The organism is Stenotrophomonas sp. GD03654, from assembly GCF_029845105.1.
Lineage (GTDB): Bacteria > Pseudomonadota > Gammaproteobacteria > Xanthomonadales > Xanthomonadaceae > Stenotrophomonas > Stenotrophomonas africana.
Genome location: NZ_JAOCLC010000087.1, coordinates 1 through 16,668, shown reverse-complemented (window position 1 = coordinate 16,668; position 16,668 = coordinate 1). Strand labels below are relative to the sequence as shown.

At 68.0% G+C, this 16,668-nt stretch carries 10 protein-coding genes; 3 read left to right on the top strand and 7 right to left on the bottom strand.

Going from position 1 to position 16,668, the window contains the following annotated elements:
- Positions 1-24 precede the first annotated feature (24 nt).
- The 6 genes from N5J73_RS21780 to N5J73_RS21755 all read right to left on the bottom strand — a co-directional run bounded on the left by N5J73_RS21780 (position 25) and on the right by N5J73_RS21755 (position 8,918).
- The gene (locus N5J73_RS21780; RefSeq protein WP_049443706.1) at positions 25-546 is read right to left on the bottom strand and encodes a hypothetical protein; all 522 of its coding nucleotides are present in this window, start codon (positions 544-546) and stop codon (positions 25-27) included.
- Positions 547-557: 11 nt separating this feature from the next.
- Positions 558-2,996, bottom strand: a complete 2,439-nt coding sequence (gene mrcB, locus N5J73_RS21775) for a penicillin-binding protein 1B (protein WP_049443704.1) — start codon at positions 2,994-2,996, stop codon at positions 558-560.
- Between the two features lie 84 nt (positions 2,997-3,080).
- Positions 3,081-4,133 (bottom strand): glycosyltransferase family 2 protein, encoded by a 1,053-nt coding sequence (locus N5J73_RS21770; RefSeq protein WP_049443702.1) that lies wholly within the window; start codon positions 4,131-4,133, stop codon positions 3,081-3,083.
- A gap of 73 nt (positions 4,134-4,206) precedes the next feature.
- Positions 4,207-5,097: a hypothetical protein gene (locus N5J73_RS21765; RefSeq protein WP_049443700.1), complete on the bottom strand. Its 891-nt coding sequence runs from the start codon at positions 5,095-5,097 to the stop codon at positions 4,207-4,209.
- A gap of 62 nt (positions 5,098-5,159) precedes the next feature.
- Positions 5,160-6,731 (bottom strand): hypothetical protein, encoded by a 1,572-nt coding sequence (locus N5J73_RS21760; protein WP_049443699.1) that lies wholly within the window; start codon positions 6,729-6,731, stop codon positions 5,160-5,162.
- 30 nt (positions 6,732-6,761) lie between these two features.
- Complete coding sequence (locus N5J73_RS21755; protein ID WP_049443697.1) at positions 6,762-8,918, bottom strand: bifunctional (p)ppGpp synthetase/guanosine-3',5'-bis(diphosphate) 3'-pyrophosphohydrolase; 2,157 nt, start codon at positions 8,916-8,918, stop codon at positions 6,762-6,764.
- A 130-nt stretch (positions 8,919-9,048) separates the two neighbouring features.
- Here N5J73_RS21755 and N5J73_RS21750 point away from each other — a divergent pair, with 130 nt between their 5' ends.
- Positions 9,049-9,585: a hypothetical protein gene (locus N5J73_RS21750; RefSeq protein WP_049443695.1), complete on the top strand. Its 537-nt coding sequence runs from the start codon at positions 9,049-9,051 to the stop codon at positions 9,583-9,585.
- 117 nt (positions 9,586-9,702) lie between these two features.
- On the opposite strand, the gene hrpA is transcribed toward N5J73_RS21750, so the two are convergent.
- Positions 9,703-13,785, bottom strand: coding sequence for an ATP-dependent RNA helicase HrpA (gene hrpA / locus N5J73_RS21745; RefSeq protein ID WP_049443693.1), 4,083 nt, complete (start codon positions 13,783-13,785; stop codon positions 9,703-9,705).
- A gap of 86 nt (positions 13,786-13,871) precedes the next feature.
- On the opposite strand from hrpA, the gene N5J73_RS21740 reads away from it, so the two are divergent.
- A complete protein-coding gene (locus N5J73_RS21740) occupies positions 13,872-14,420 on the top strand; it encodes a Dps family protein (protein ID WP_006385608.1) in 549 nt (182 codons plus the stop codon).
- 388 nt (positions 14,421-14,808) lie between these two features.
- Complete coding sequence (gene recQ / locus N5J73_RS21735; protein ID WP_049447291.1) at positions 14,809-16,614, top strand: DNA helicase RecQ; 1,806 nt, start codon at positions 14,809-14,811, stop codon at positions 16,612-16,614.
- Positions 16,615-16,668 lie beyond the last annotated feature (54 nt).

Sequence of the window (16,668 nt, the reverse complement as noted above, 5' to 3'; positions counted from 1 at the left end):
GGGGCTGCGCCGTTGGCTGAAAACTCAGTACCGCTTGATCCCCGGCACCGTGCAGCCTTCAATCTGCGCATGCGCCGACACCGCATTCTCCTTCTCGCCCCGCGCCAGTCGCGACTGCTCGATCGTCGCCCAGTGCCGGCGGCACAGCGGCCCGGTCTTCGAACCCAGATCCACCGCCTTGCGCGCGAACGTCTCCGCCTGCGCCCATTGCCCCTGCAGCAGCGCCAGTTCGGCACGTTCCTGCAGCACCGCCGGGTCGCCGGCGACGATTTCCAGCGCATGGTCCAGGCTGCTGGCGGCACCGGCCAGATCGTTGGCCTGGCGCTGCGCCTGCGCGGTCACCCGCAGATCTTCCACCTGCGAATCACGCAGCGGCTGCACCGACAACTCCTTGTCGTCCGGACCCGCTGCGGCATTCACAGCTGCCAGGCGCTGCGCCGGCGTGGTGGTGTCGACCGGCTTGACCACCGGCGGTGCACTGCTCACGCAGGCGGCCAGAGCCAGGCTGAGGCCGGTCAAGGCCAGGGGCTGCAGCAGGGATCGCATGTTCATCGGCTTCATCGGCTCGGAGGAGGAGTGGCAGCGGCAGGTGCTGCGGCAGGTTCGGTGGGGGCTTCCGGCTTGCGGTCCAGGCCGAACCAGCTGCGCCAGCCACCGCCTTCGCTTTCTGCACCGCCCTGCCCGTCCGGCGACACCGCCGGCGCGCACGGCGCATACGCCGGCGCATAGCCGACCACGAACGGGAAGCGGCGTGCGCCCGGACAGCCTTCATCGGTCGTGTTGAGACCGGTGGGCGCCACCGACTGCCAGTCCAGGCCCTTGTTGCTGACCCGCAGCGGCGCACTCGGCAGCCGCTGGAAGATGCCCGACCACACCCGCATCGCGCCGGTGGCGCCGTACAGACCGGCCTGCTCGTTCTGGTCGTTGCCGATCCAGATCACCGCCAGATGATCGCCGGTGTAACCGGCATACCAGCTGTCACGGCCGTCATTGGTGGTACCGGTCTTGCCGGCCGGCTGCAGCCGGCCCAGACCGTCGGCGTTGAGGCGCTGCGCGGTACCGCTGGCGACCACCTGCTGCAGGCCGACACTGATCAGGTTGGCGGCGATCGAGTCGCCTTCCTGGGCCGGCGCCGGGGTCTTGTCATACCGCTTGAGCAGTTTGCCCTGCGGGTCGAGCACGCCACGCACCGCGTGCAGCGGCTGGATCTCGCCGCCGGACGCGAGGAACTGGTACAGCTGCGCCATCGCGTAGGGACTCTGGTCGGTAGAGCCGAGGATCACCGCCGGATTCGCTTCGGCCTTGATACCCGCCAGCACGTGGATCAGCTGGGTCACCCGCTCGGGGCCGACCTGCATGCCCACGCGCACGGTGGCCTGGTTGTAGGAATGCGCCAGCGCGTCGATCAGGCGAACGGTGCCATGGCTGCGGTTGTCGGCATTGCCGGGGCTCCAGTTGCGGCCACGACCGAGCTGGACGGTCACCGGTGAATCGTCGACCCAGGTGGCCAGCGAGTAACGGTCCGGCTGAGCCAGCGCCAGCAGGTACACGAACGGCTTGAGCAGCGAGCCGACCGGGCGCTGTGCTTCGATCGCGCGGTTGAAGCCGACCTCGGACACCTCACGGCTGCCGATCACCGCCAGCACGTCACCGTTGTGCACGTCGGTCAGCACCATGCCGGCCTGCAGTTCGGGGCGACGCTTGCTTTCCAGCGACTTGATGGTGCGGGTCACTGCGCCTTCGGCATAGGCCTGCGCGGACGGCGACATACCGGTCATCACGCTCAGGCCTGCGCCCTGCAGCGCCGATTCCGGATAGTCATGACCAAGCTGGCGACGAACCAGGTCGACGTAAGCCGGGAAGCGGTTGGCCGCGACCAGGCCCGGCGTCTTCGGCACGCCCAGCGGTGCCTTCAGCGCACGCTGGTACTCGGCATCGTCGATCAGCGTGGCTTCGTGAAGCTTGCCCAGCACGAAATTGCGGCGATCCAGCGCGCGTTCCGGATTGCGCCGCGGGTCGTAGAAGGACGGGCCCTTGACCAGGCCGATCAGCAGCGCGATCTGCTCGGTCTCCAGCGACTGCAGGTCGCGGCCGAACCAGAACTCGGCACCGGACGACATGCCATGGATCGCCTGGCTGCCACGCTGGCCCAGGTACACCTGGTTGAGGTAGGCCTCGAAGATGGTGCGCTTGTCGAAGCGCGCTTCCATGATCAGCGCGTACAGCACTTCGTTGAATTTGCGGGTGACCGTTTGTTCCTTGCCGATGCCGAGCAGGCCGCTGCGGGCCAGCTGCTGGGTCAGCGTCGAAGCGCCCTGGCGGCTCTGGCCGCCGGAGCGGATGGTCACCCACACCGCGCGGGCAATGCCGGAAAGGTCGATGCCGTGATGACGGTTGAAGTCCTTGTCCTCCACCGCCTGCAGGCCGGTCACCAGCAGATCCGGCGCCTCATCCATGCGGATCAGGCGGCGCTCTTCCTGCTTCTGGCCGTACAGCGTGGCGATGCGGGCCGGGTCCAACCGTGCGGCCTTCAAGGCCTTGCGGTTGTCGGCGTCGCGCAGCGAAGCGACCGCACCGTCGGACAACGACAGCTCCAGCCGGCGCGGAGCAACGCGGCCATCGACATCGTTGTAGCCGCGGCTGGAAATAACGAAGCGCCCACCGTTCACCGCATAGGTGGCCGGCTCCTTGCCCTGCCCGTCATCGCGGTAGGCGGACGCGGCGAGCTCGGTCTTCAGGGTTGCCGCGTCCAACGCCTTGCCCGGCGTAAGCACCAGCGGACGCGCGTACACACGGGTCGGAATCTGCCAGCGCAGTTCACCGAACCGCTGGGTCACCTGTTGGTTCAGGTACAGCGTATAGGGGATCAGGAAGCCCAATCCCAACGCGACCGCGGCCATGCTCCAGGTGATCAGGCGGCGCCGCCACAGCGGGCCGTTGTCCTGCTGGTCGTCGTCGTAATCGTCGATGTCGTCGGAATCGTAGCGTCGGGGCACGGGGATGCGGGCAGGTAGGGTCTGGCGAGTCTAACGCAGCCGCCGTGGCGGCTGGCAGGCGATGGGCTGCGGTTTCACTGCAGTTCAAGCTGGGCGCGACGTCCGCTGGCCTGCCGCGGCCCCTGCCAGTGCCGCCCGGAGGCCCTTCCAGCCGGCTCCGGCCAGGCAGACATTGGCCAACCGAGCGATCAAGCGCGGCATGTCATGGGCGATCCAGCGTCCCTGAACATCCGCGCGGCGATACAGCTGCAGCCGCGACCACGCCATGCGCCAGGCCAGCGCGTGAAGCCCCTGGAAGCGCTCCGGCGCCACGACCACGCCACGCTGTCGCAGCAGAGCATCCAGGGCCAGCAGGCGCCCCGCCGTGCGCTGGCGCGCCTGCGCATCGAACAGGTCGAGATGGCGCAGGCGCTGCAGAAAGCCGCGCCGACTGGCTCCGATCTGGTTGTTGCCATGCTGCCGATAGTCGATGGTCGGTTCGGCCAGCATGTCCAGCCCTCCACACAGCGAGGCGTGGATCGCAAGCCATTCGTCGTGGCTCCAGCCGGCAGGCACGGGCAGTGAATCGGCCAACAGTGTGCGACGCACTGCACAGGTGGCGCCGGTGATGAAGTTCCGTAGCAGGATCGCGTCGATCGCAAGACCCGAACGTTCCAGCTCCACTTCAGCCGGATGCACCACCAGCACCTCCAGCAGGCGCTGGCCCAGCGGCGCGCCCTGCGCATCCACCAACCGCGCGTCGCTGTGCAGCAGCAACAGGGCCGGGTCTGCCTGGAAGCGCTGCACGTAGCTGCGGACCCGCCCCGGATGCCAGACATCATCCTGATCACACAGGAACAGGATATCGGCCTGGCAACGCAGCAGCGCGTCGGCGAAATTGCGCACATAGCCAAGATTCTGTGCGTGCTGGACGATCTCGACACGTACGCCCAGCGCCTGCGCGCGCGGCACGAACGCCTGCAGCAGTTGCAGCGTCTGATCGCTGGAGCCGTCATCGCCGATCACGACTTCGTTCACCGGCAGATCCTGCTCGAGGATGCTGTCCAGCTGTGCCTGCAGGTAGCGCGCACCATTGTAGGTGCACAGCGCGACGCCAATGCGTTCGGCAGCGGCCGATCGGGATGGCGTGTCAGGCATCGAACGTACTCGCGGAAAACAAGGCTGGGGGATGGTAGCAGAGCCCCCGCCAGCGCACGGAAACAGGTGCTGACTATCCGTTGCTGGAATGGGCAGCGATACGCTGCAGGGCCTGCGCAGCGCTCATCGGCTGCCACATGCCCGCCTCTGGCTGGAACGGTCGCGGCGAGATGCCCAACAACGCCTGCAGCGGGCCGTTGTCTGCAACCAGGTCCTGCTGCAGGCGTGACACCGGGCCGCGGGCGCGCGGAACCAGTGCGGCCAGGCCACGCAGGGCACTGCCCGGCAACGGCAGCGCGAGGGTCGGCTGCGCCAGGCTCGCATGCACGCGGCGGAACATCGCGTGATAGGGCAACCGTTCGCCGCCACCGATTTCCAGCACCCTCGAGGACCCCGCGCCGCTGCTGATGCAGGCCACCACGGCACGGGCGATGTCATCGGCATGCACCGGCTGGCGCAGGCCATCGGCCAGCGGGATCGGGAAAAGGCGCAGACGCAGGGCGCGCTGCACGATCGGGGTGATGCTGCGGTCGATGCCGGCGCCGTAGATCAGCGTTGGCCGCAGGATCGTCCACACCATGCCGAGACGTTCGGCCTGTTCGATCAAGCCTGCTTCGCCCCGCTGCAGCATCGCTACCACGTCCTGTTCGTCGGCCTGCTCGGAATCCTGCTTGCTCAGCACGCTCATCGAACTGGTGGCGATGACCTGCCCGGCCGGAGCCACGCTCTGCTGTGACAACCACTGCGCCAGGCCTTCCAGCGGTCCGAAGCTGGCGATCGCCTTCCAGGCAGGGGACGGCACGCTGTCCAGTGCGCTTGCGAGATCCCCGCACAGCCACTGCACACCGTCCTGTGCCGGTTGTGGCCGCCGGCTCACCGCCTGCACCCGCTCATGCACCTGCACCAGGCGCGGCAGCAGGAACCGGCCGATCTGGCTGGTGGCTCCGGAAACAAGGACGGTCATCGGCACTCCGTGGGGTGTTGCGGGGCTGGCTACTATAGCGAGCCCTCCGGCAACGGCGAGGCTCAGGGGGAGGACACCCCGATGTCGCGCAGGCGCTGCCGCAGCTGCTGGTACTCGCTGCTGGAAGCACCAACCCCGAGCTCGCCGGCCTGCTGCAGGGCGCGCTCGGCAAAGGCCACATCGCCATTGCCCAGACGCTCGCTGCCAATTGCCAGCCATCGCTGTGCCAAGCGCTGGCGGGCAGCAGCCAGGCCATTCGCAGTGGGTGACAGGGTCTGCCAGGCCTGCAGGCAGGCCCCTGCCGCCTGCACCCGGTTCTGCCGCAGGTTGTCATCGAAGCAACTGCGGCTGGCGGGCAGCAGGCGGGCGGCTGCAGCTTTCACCCGTGCATCGCGTGGCGCCAGTGATTGCGCTTCACGCAGCGCATCAAACGCACTATGGCCGGGCGGGCTGATCCACTGCCCGGCGCGCTCGGCACGCTCCATCCTGCGCAGGTGATCGCGCAGCTGTCGTTCACGTTGCGCCGTACTGACAGCCGGTTGTTTCAGGGACTGCTGCGCCTGCTGCGCGCGTTGCAGGCGCTGCGCCAACTGCTGACGTGCTGCTGCCGACGCACCCAGCTCTTCCGCCAGCACCGCATCGCGCTGCGCAGCCTCGAACTGGAAATCATCGGCCTGGCTCTGGCTGCGCGCAAGCACCGCCTGCAGCGCCTGCTCCCGCCCACGCTGGGCCGCAGGATCCTCCGGTGCCACCGCCAGCACGGCCAGGAATCCTTTCGCTGCCTTTTCCAGCTGCTGCCGCTGCAGCGCGCGCTGCGCCTGCCGCAAGCGTTCGTCTACCGCCCGCGCCAGTGCTTCCTGGCTGGCCGGCAGATCGGCATGGCCCGCATCGAACTGACGCGCGCGCTGCACGATCGCGGCGGCTTCGGCCAGTTCCCCGCGCGCGCCCAATGTACGCGCGTGCTGCAGCAGATCGCTCAGCGCATCCTCGCGCCCTTCCAGTGCCGGCAGGTTGTCAGGCTGCAGCGCCAGGATGCGCTGGAACAACGGCAGCGCGCTGCTGTCGCCATCGTCCAGCCGCCCGGCAGCGAAGGCATTGCGGGCCTGGGCCAGCAGCGCCCCGATGCCGGCGCCCGCACTGCGCCGTGCCTGCAGCTGGCGGTCGACGGCATCTGCATCGACCTGCGGCACCTGCAGCTCGCGAGCCAGCGACAGTGCCTGTGCACTGCCGTCGAGGTCGTCGTTCTGCAGTTTGTCGCGGGCCTGCTGCAATGCGGCCGCAGCGGTTCGTGCCAGGCCCTCGCGGGCCTGTGGGCGATCACCATCCAGCGCCAGCACGGCCTGGTAGCGCTCGCGCGCACCACTGCCGTCGGCCGCGCTCAGCCGGCCGGTGGCAAGCGCGCGGTCACCTTCGGCCAGCAGCTGTTCGATCTGCGGCTCACCCCAGAACCAGTCGGCCAATGGCTTGCGCAGCAGCACCAGCAGCACGAACACCGCCAGCGCCGCGACCAGCGCCCAGCGCCACACCCGGCGCGCGTGGCGTGCCTGCAGCCACCACCAACGGCCTTCGCGGCGGACGCGGTCCAGCGCAGGATGTTCAGCGCCATGCGGGCGATGCGGGGGCTCGCGTTCCATGCGTGCAGGGTAGCCGGGGCAGCGTGAAGCTCAGCCGAGGCGACGCGCCTCGCTCACGCCCGGCAGCGCGTCCAGCTTGCCCAGCAGGGTCGACAGCTGGCCGTAGTCGCTCACCTTCAGACGCAGGCGCAGGTGGGCACGGCCACTGTTGCGTACGTTGTCACTGTGGATGTCGAGCACGTAGGCGTCTTCCTGGGCGATCAGGTTGGTGATGTCCTTCAGCAGCCAGCGGCGGTCGACTGCAGTGACCACCACGTCCACTTCGTAGCCGCCGCCGGCCTGGCCCCACTCCACCGGCAGGATGCGCTGCGGGCTGGTGGCTGCCAGCCGGGCCAGCGCGGCACAGTCTGCACGATGCACGGTGACACCCCGGCTACGGGTCAGGTAGCCGACGATCGGCTCGCCGGCCACCGGCTGGCAGCAGCGCGCCAGCTGCACCAGCAGATTGCCCACGCCCTGCACCGTGAATTTGGACTTGCCCAGGTTCTCGCGGCGGGCAGTCGGCCGCGGCAGGGTTGGCGTGGGCGCCGGCTGGCTCGCTGCACGTTCGGCTTCCAGCAGGGTACGGCTGACCTGGTTCGGGCCGGTATCGCCCAGCGCCACCTGGATGTAGAGGTCGTCAACGCTGTCGGCATGGAACTTCTTCGCCGCCACCGTCAGGTCCGAGTGCTGCAGGCCCAGCCGCTTCAGCTCACGCTCGAGCAGCTCGCGACCGGCCTGCACGTTGCGCGCACGGTCCAGCTTGTGGAACCAGCTGCGCACCTTCTCGCGCGAGCGGTTGCTGGCCAGGAAGCCGTTGGCCGGCATCAGCCAGTCGCGCCGCGGGTCGGCCTCCTTGCCGGTCAGGATCTCGACGCGGTCGCCGCTGCGCAGGCGATAGGTCAGCGGCACGATACGGCCATTGACCTTGGCGCCGCGGCAGCGGTGGCCGACCATGGTGTGCACCTGGTAGGCGAAATCCAGCGGCGTGGCACCCTGCGGCAGGTCCAGCACCTCGTCCTTCGGGCTCAATGCATAGACCCGGTCCTCGGTCAGCTCGGCGTCGAGCGCCCCGGCCAGCTCATTGCCCTGCCCGTCCTGCGCCTGCTCCAGCAGTTGGCGCATCCAGGTGATCTTGCGGTCGAAGGACTTCTCCGCGCCCTTGCCGCCTTCCTTGTATTTCCAGTGCGCGGCCACGCCCAGCTCGGCCTGCGAGTGCATCTCATGGGTACGGATCTGCACTTCGATGGTGCGCCCTTCCGGGCCAACCACGGCGGTATGCAGCGAGCGATAGTCGTTGGCCTTGGGCCGGGCGATGTAATCGTCGAACTCGCTGGGCACCGGCGCCCACAGTGCATGCACCACGCCCAGCGCGGCGTAGCAGGCGGCCACGTCGTCGACCATCACCCGCACTGCGCGGATGTCGTACAGCTGGTCGAACGCCAGCCGCTTCTTCTGCATCTTCCGCCAGATGCTGTAGATGTGCTTCGGGCGGCCGCTGACTTCGGCCTTGATGCCCTGCGCGACCAGCTCGCGCGACAGCACCTTCTTGACGTTCTCGACATAGCGCTCGCGCGCGATGCGGGTCTCGTCCACCTCGCGGGCGATACGCCGGTAGGTCTCCGGTTCCAGATGGCGGAACGCCAGGTCCTCCAGCTCCCACTTCAGCTGCCAGATGCCCAACCGGTTGGCCAGCGGTGCATGGATGTCGCGGGTCAGCTGCGCCAGCGCGCGGCGTTGCGCGTCGTCGAGCTTGTCGGCCGCGCGCATCCGCGCCAGCTGCCGTGCCAGCAGGATCGGCACCACGCGCAGGTCTCGGATGATCGCCAGCAGCAGGCGGCGCAGGCCTTCACTGTTGCGCCCCGCCTCGCGGCCGGCATGCAGCGCCCACACCGGATCGGCTGCATCCTGACCGTCGAGCAGGCCGATCACCGCCGCCTTGTGGTTACCCAGAGGCAGTTGCTCCAGACTGGCACGCAGGCCCGGCAGGTCGAACAGCAGGGCCGCGACCACTGCGCCCTCATCGGCCGAGAGCATCGCCAGTGCGTCAAGGGTATCGCCCAGCACCGACCAGCTGGCGCGCATCTGGTGGTCGCACTCCGGCGCTTCCCAGTGCTCGCGCAGGGCCTGGCGCAGCGGAGCAGGCAGCACCGCTGCCGAGGGACGGTTCAACAGGCCATCCAGGCCGGGGACGGAAGCGCGGTTCACAGCATCGAGCAGGCAAGACAGAGGCCTCTACACTAGCGCCGGCGCCGTTCAGGGACAATCACCACGGCCACCATCACCCGGCATGAAGACATGCCGCTACACTCGTGGGCAAACCCAGGAGAGTCCCGCCATGCCCTCGATCGTCCCGCGTTTCCGCCCACAGCTGCTGGCCTGCGCCGCGCTCCTGCTGTCCCTGTCGGCGCCTGCGCTGGCCCAGCGCGTGGTGGAGGGTGACCTGCAGCAGCAGATGTCGCCGGCCGAGTTCAAGGCGGCCGGCCTGGACAAGCTCAGCGCGCAGGAACTGGCCACGCTGAACCGCTGGCTGCAGGGCAAGGTCGAAGCGGCCACCACCCAGGCGGTTGCTGCGGTACGGGAATCGGCGCGCGAGGAAGGCCGCCAGGAAGTGATCGTGAAGAATCGCGGCTTCTTCGATTTCGGCAGCAACGAGCCGATTGTCGGCGTGCTGCAGGGCGAATTCCGCGGCTTCGGCAAAGGCCGCGTCTACGTGCTGGACAACGGCCAGGAATGGGAGCAGACCGATGCAAGCACCCTGGCCGGTGTGCGCAAGCAGTCCCCCACCGTCAGCATCAAGCCCGGCGTGATGGGCGTCTGGTACCTGAAGGTCGACGGCGTGAACACCCAGCCGAAGGTACGCCGCACCAAATAACGCCGCCCATCGTGTAGAGCCGAGCCCACGCTCGGCTGCGATCTGCACGGGAAGATGACGAGGCATCAAAAAAGCAGCCGAGCATGGGCTCGGCTCTACGTCATCACATCATCGGAGTCACGCCTGGCGCAGTGCGGTCACCCGCTGCGCCAGCTTCTTCGCCGAGATGCCGGTGCGTGCACCCAGCTCCTGCGCGAACAGTGACACCCGCAATTCCTCAAGATCCCAGCGCAGCGCCTGCCACTGCGGGCGCTCACGCAGGCCCTGCTGTTCGCCCACCTCCAGCGCCTCCAGGAACGGATGCAGCTCCAGCATGCGCGCCTGGTCACGCGGCGGATCACGCTTGGCACGCTCGGTGCGCAGGATCATCGCCTTCAGATAGCGCGGGTACTGCGCCAGCGCGTCAGCCGGCGTGTCGCGCAGGAAGCCGGGATGGATCAGTCCGACCAGCTGCGCTTCCATGTCGTCCAGATTGCCGCGCGCCCAACCCATCAACGGCGCTTCCAGCATCGGCTTCAGTTCCGCCACCAGGGCCAGGATGGTTTCGGCCAGCTTCAGCCGCGACATGGCCTCACCAAACAGTGCCTTGGCCGCATGCTCACGGCGCTGCTCGAAGGCCGCCGCATCGCGGATGTCTTCCAGGCCCTCGGCCAGCACGGCGTTCATCGCTGCATCGACCAGGTCGCCGCGCAGGCGCTCCTGCGACTCGATCGCGGCATACAACAGGCCGGTCTTGGCACCGACCGGCAGCTGCTTGCGCGCCTGCTTCACCTTCTCGGCCAGGGCGATTTCCAGCAGGCGGCGCACGCCCAGTGGATGAGCCTCCAGCGCCTGATGGCGGTCGGCGAAGATGCGCAGCGCAACACTGTCGCCCTCGTCCAACAACGCCGGATACGCAGGTACACCCGCTTCACCGGGCACCTGCAGCGGAATCGGCGCGGCCGGGAACGTGCGCAGGCCATCGGCCGCCATCTCGCGCCCAGCGCGTGCAGCGAACGCATCGCCGGCACGACCGCCGAATTTCGCGCGCAGTGCGTCCAGATCGCGCGAAGTCGCCAGCACCTTGCCCTGCTCGTCGCGCAGCCGCAGGTTCATGTGCAGGTGCGGTTCGATCGAACCGGGCTCGAAATCCAGCGCAGTCACCGTGGCGCCGGTTGCGCGTGACAGGAAGCGCGCCAGTTCGCCGGTGATGGCATCGGCACTGGGCTGCGGGAACGCTTCGTAGAACGCGCGACCGAAGTCTGGTGCCGGCACGTAGTTGCGGCGCATCGCCTTGGGCAGGCTGCGGATCAGTGCCGAGGCCTTGTCGGCGACGAAACCCGGCGCCAACCAGCCCAGCTGCACCGGGTCCAGCGCGTTGAGCAGGTGCAGCGGTACGTCCAGGGTCACGCCATCATCGTCGGCACCCGGCTCGAAGCGGTAATGCAACGGCAGCCGCGCCTGACCCAGCGCCAGGTACTTCGGATAGCGCTCCTGCTCGCTGCCCTCGCCCGGCAACAGATCGACCAGCGACCAGTGCAGGGTCTTGCGCTGTTCCGGCGCCAGTCCCTTCCACCAGGTATCCAGGCCCGCGGCCGAGTGGATCTGCGGCGGCACCCGGTCCAGGTACCAGCGGGCCTGCCAGTCCTCGTCGGCAACGATGCCGGCGCGGCGCAGCTTCGCTTCTTCCTCGCGGGCGACCTCCAGCACTTTCTGGTTGTCGGCCACGAAACTGGCGCGGGTGTTGATCTCGCCGGTCACCAGTGCCTGGCGCACGAAGATGTCATGCGCTTCGCCCGGTGCGATGCGGCCGTAGTGCACTGGCTTCTTCGGTGCCAGCACCAGGCCGAACAGGCTGATCTGCTCGGACGCCAGCACCTGGCCCTGCGCGCGCGACCAGTGCGGATCGAAATGTTTGCGCAGCAGCAGATGCGGCAGCTCGGCGATCACCCAGTCCGGCTCGATCGCGGCCAGGGTCATGCCCCACACCTTCTGCGTATCCAGCAGGTTGGCCACCAGCAGCCACGGCGGCGGCCGCTTGGACAGCGTCGAACCCGGGAACGGCAGGAACCGGCGCTGGCGCGGTGCCTGGAAATCGCCCTTCTCGGTGCGGTGACCGATCTGCGTTGGCAGGCCCGCCACCAGCGCCCGGTGCAGGGTCTGGTAGGCAGCGGCACGCACGCGTTCGCTGAAACCCCCACCCGCCGGTGCCTGGTCCTTCTGCGCACGCACGGCCACCGGGGCCGGTGCGGCCTCGGCCTTGCCTTCGCGGGCCAGGCGCGCGGCGCGGTGCAGCTGGCCGCGGGTGGCTTTCACTGCGGCAGCATCATCACGCGCTGGCGCCGGCGCACTGCTGCCGGCCAGCAACGGTGCCATCGAGGCCTCGCTGGCCTCTTCCTTCCAGCCCAGTTCTTCGCACAGCAGGCGCAGCTGGCGATGCAGCTCGCGCCACTCGCGCATGCGCAGGAAGCCGAGGAAATGACGGCCGCACCAGTCGCGCAGCTTGGACTGGGTCAGATCTTCATGGGCCTGCCGATAGGCATCCCACAGGCGCAGCACGCCAACGAACTCGGAACGACCATCGGCGAACTGCGCATGCGCGCTGTCGGCCGCACCGCGTGCTTCGGGCGGACGTTCGCGCGGGTCCTGGATGCCCAGGAACGAGGCGATCACCAGCATCGGCCGCAGGCAGCCGGCGGCCTGCGCGGCGACCAGCATGCGCGCCAGCTTCACGTCCACCGGCAGGCGCGCCATCTGCTTGCCGATGGTGGTCATGCGCCGCTCGGCGTCGATCGCGCCCAGTTCGGTCAGCTGCTGCCAGCCATCGGCTACCGCGCGCTCGTCCGGCGCTTCCAGGAACGGGAAGTCCTCGATGCGGCCCAGGCCCAGCTGCAGCATGCGCAGGATCACCCCGGCCAAGCTGGAGCGGCGGATCTCTGGATCGGTGAACTCCGGCCGCGCCTGGAAATCGGCCTCGGCGTACAGGCGGTAGCAGATGCCCTCGGCGATACGGCCGCAGCGGCCCTTGCGCTGGTTCGCACTGGCCTGCGAGATCGGCTCGATGTGCAGGCGGTCCAGCTTGTTGCGCGGACTGTAGCGCTTGACGCGGGCAAAGCCCGGATCGACCACGTAACGGATGCGCGGCACCGTCAGCGAGGTTTCCGCCACGTTGGTGGCCAGCACGATGCGCCGGTTCGGCCCCGGATTGAACACCCGGTCCTGGTCCTGGTTGGACAGGCGCGCATACAGCGGAAGCACCTCGGTGTTGCGGTACTTGCGCCGTTCCAGCGACTGGTGCGCATCGCGGATCTCGCGCTCGCCCGGCAGGAAGATCAGCACGTCACCGCGCGCATCCAGGCGGGTGATCTCGTCGATGGCCGACACGATGGCGTCGTTGACCGTGCGCTCGCCCTGGTCTTCGCCCTCGCCTTCCAGCGCGCGGTAGCGCACTTCCACCGGGTAGGTACGGCCTTCGACGCTGATCACCGGCGCATTGTCGAAATGCTGGGCGAAGCGTTCGGTGTCGATGGTGGCCGATGTCACGATCAGCTTCAGGTCCGGGCGCTTGCGCAGCAGCTGCTTCAGGTAGCCCAGCAGGAAGTCGATGTTGAGGCTGCGTTCGTGCGCCTCGTCAACGATGATCGTGTCGTAGTTCGACAGCCAGCGGTCGCTCGCGATCTCCGCCAGCAGGATGCCATCGGTCATGAACTTGATGCGGCTGTCTTCGCTGACCTTGTCATTGAAGCGCACCTGGTAGCCCACCAGCTGGCCCAGCTCACTGTGCAGTTCCTGCGCCACGCGGCTGGCCACCGCACGTGCGGCAATCCGTCGCGGCTGGGTGCAACCGATCATGCCGGCCTGGCCACGGCCTGCGGCCAGGCACAGTTTCGGCAGCTGGGTGGTCTTGCCCGAGCCGGTTTCACCAGCGATCACCACGACCTGATGGTCGCGGATCAGCCCGATGATGGCGTCGGCTTCACGCGCAATCGGCAGCTGCGGGTCCAGAGTAATGGACGGCTGCTGCTGCGCCCGTGTCATCCGGCGCTGCACCGACGCCTGCAAGGCCTGCTCGAAGGTGGCGGCCAGTGCCGCATCCTGTGGCTTGGCCTGGCAACGCGAGAGCATCCCCAGCAAACGGCCCCGGTCGCGGCTCATGGCGCCGTCGATGGCGGCACGCTGTTGGCGCAGGCGGGGCGATGGATTTTTATCGATAGAGTTCATCAATCGGTTCGTTCAAAACTTTGAAAGCGACCAGTCATCACGACCGGTTTATTGTGAAGGCCAACGATTCCACAAGGAGGAACCCCATGGCGAAGACCAAGAGCACGACCAAGCCCAAGACCGGCAAGCAGAAGCTTGCAGCGGCGGCACCGTCGGCGCCGAACATCGATATCGGGATCACCCAGGGCGACCGCAAGAAGATTGCCGACGGTCTGTCGCGGTTCCAGGCCGATGCGTTCACGCTCTACCTGAAGACGCACAACTTCCACTGGAACGTGACCGGGTCGATGTTCAACTCGCTGCACACCATGTTCGAGACGCAGTACACCGAGCAGTGGGCGGCACTGGACGACGTGGCCGAGCGCATCCGCGCGCTGGGCTTCAATGCCCCGGGCTCCTACCGGGAATTCGCTGCGCTGACCTCGATCGCCGAGGAACCGGGCCTGACCGACAGTGCGGACTGGCGTGAAATGGTACGCCAGTTGGTGGTCGCCAACGAAGCGGTCTGCCGTACGGCACGTGAAGTGCTGGAGGTGGCGGCCAAGGGTGACGATGCCCCGACCGAGGATCTGATGACCCAGCGCCTGCAGACCCACGAGAAGTACGCCTGGATGCTGCGCTCGCTCCTCCAGTAAGGGTTGGGGGTGTTCGGCAGGGCTGCGCCCTGCACCCGCAGAGGCCGAAGCAACAGCAACTACCAGAGCAAGAGCAAGTGCTGGTTTCCTGTGGGTTGGCGGGGTGGGTCCGGTTGCGGGAGACGCCGTAAACCCGTCCCTGGGGGCTTGGCAGCCGCATCCATGCGGCTGACACTCCCGCAACCGGACCCACCCCGCCCTTGACAGGCTTCCGCGATCTGCCGGAACAGCGTCCGCTCTGGTAGGTGTCGACCTTGGTCGACACGGATGAATTCATTCGATATCTGACAGATGTGTCGACCAAGGTCGACACCTACCAACAGCCGCGTGAACCTGTCGAAGGCGGGGCGCAGCCCTGCCGACTCCCCCTCCGGGGTAAACTAGCCGGATGGCTTCCCGTCCCGCGCACGACCTGCTCCAACGCGTCTTTGGTTACGACGATTTCCGTGGTCCCCAGCAGGACATCGTGGAGCATGTGGCTGCCGGTCACGATGCCCTGGTGCTGATGCCCACCGGCGGCGGCAAGTCGCTGTGCTACCAGGTCCCGGCCCTGCTGCGTGACGGATGTGGCATCGTCATCTCGCCGCTGATCGCGCTGATGCAGGACCAGGTCGAAGCCCTGCGCCAGCTCGGCGTGCGTGCCGAGTACCTGAACTCAACCCTGGATGCCGAGACCGCCGGCCGCGTCGAGCGCGAACTGCTCGCCGGTGAGCTGGACATGCTCTATGTCGCGCCCGAGCGGCTGCTGACCGGTCGCTTCCTGTCGTTGCTGTCACGGAGCCGGATCGCCCTGTTCGCCATCGACGAAGCACACTGCGTCTCGCAGTGGGGCCATGACTTCCGCCCCGAGTACCGCCAGCTGACCGTGCTGCACGAGCGCTGGCCGCAGATTCCGCGGATCGCGCTGACCGCCACCGCCGATCCGCCAACCCAGCGCGAGATCGCCGAGCGCCTCGATCTGCAGGAAGCGCGCCACTTCGTCAGCTCCTTCGACCGCCCCAACATCCGCTACACCGTGGTGCAGAAGGACAATGCCCGCAAGCAGCTGACCGATTTCCTGCGCGGCCACCGTGGCGAGGCGGGCATCGTCTACTGCATGTCACGGCGCAAGGTCGAGGAGACTGCTGAATTCCTCTGCGGCCAGGGCTTCAACGCCCTGCCCTACCACGCCGGCCTGCCCCCGGAAGTGCGTGCCAACAACCAGCGCCGCTTCCTGCGCGAGGATGGCATCGTGATGTGCGCCACCATTGCCTTCGGCATGGGTATCGACAAGCCGGACGTGCGCTTCGTGGCGCATACCGACCTGCCCAAGTCGATGGAAGGCTACTACCAGGAAACCGGCCGCGCCGGCCGTGATGGCGAAGCCGCCGAAGCCTGGCTGTGCTACGGCCTGGGCGACGTGGTGCTGCTGAAGCAGATGATCGAGCAGTCCGAGGCCGGCGAAGAACGCAAGCAGCTGGAACGGGGCAAGCTCGACCACCTGCTGGGCTACTGCGAATCCATGCAGTGCCGCCGCCAGGTGCTGCTGGCCGGTTTCGGCGAGACCTATCCCCAGCCCTGCGGCAATTGCGACAACTGCCTGACGCCACCCGCCTCGTGGGACGCGACCATTCCGGCGCAGAAGGCGCTGAGCTGCGTCTACCGCAGCGGCCAGCGTTTCGGCGTCGGCCATCTGATCGACGTTCTGCGTGGCAGCGAGAACGAGAAGGTGAAGCAGCAGGGCCACGACAAGCTCAGCACCTATGCGATCGGCCGCGATCTGGATGCGCGCACCTGGCGCAGCGTGTTCCGCCAGCTGGTCGCCGCCAGCCTGCTGGAAGTGGACAGCGAGGGCCACGGTGGCCTGCGCCTGACCGACGCCAGCCGCGACGTGCTGACCGGCCGCCGCCAGATCAGCATGCGCCGCGACCCGGCCAGCAGCACCAGCGGGCGCGAGCGCAGCGCGCAGCGTACCGGCCTGTCGGTGCTGCCGCAGGACCTGGCCCTGTTCAATGCGCTGCGCGGCCTGCGTGCCGAACTGGCCCGCGAACAGAACGTGCCGGCCTTCGTGATCTTCCACGACAGCACCCTGCGCAACATCGCCGAACAGCGGCCGACCAGCCTGGACGAACTGGCCCGGGTCGGCGGCATCGGTGGTACCAAGCTGAGCCGCTACGGCCCACGCCTGGTCGAGATCGTGCGCGAAGAGGGCTGACGGTATCGCGTTGCCGCGCTGCGCGGCCGCCGGGCATGGTCCCAACGGCGCGCG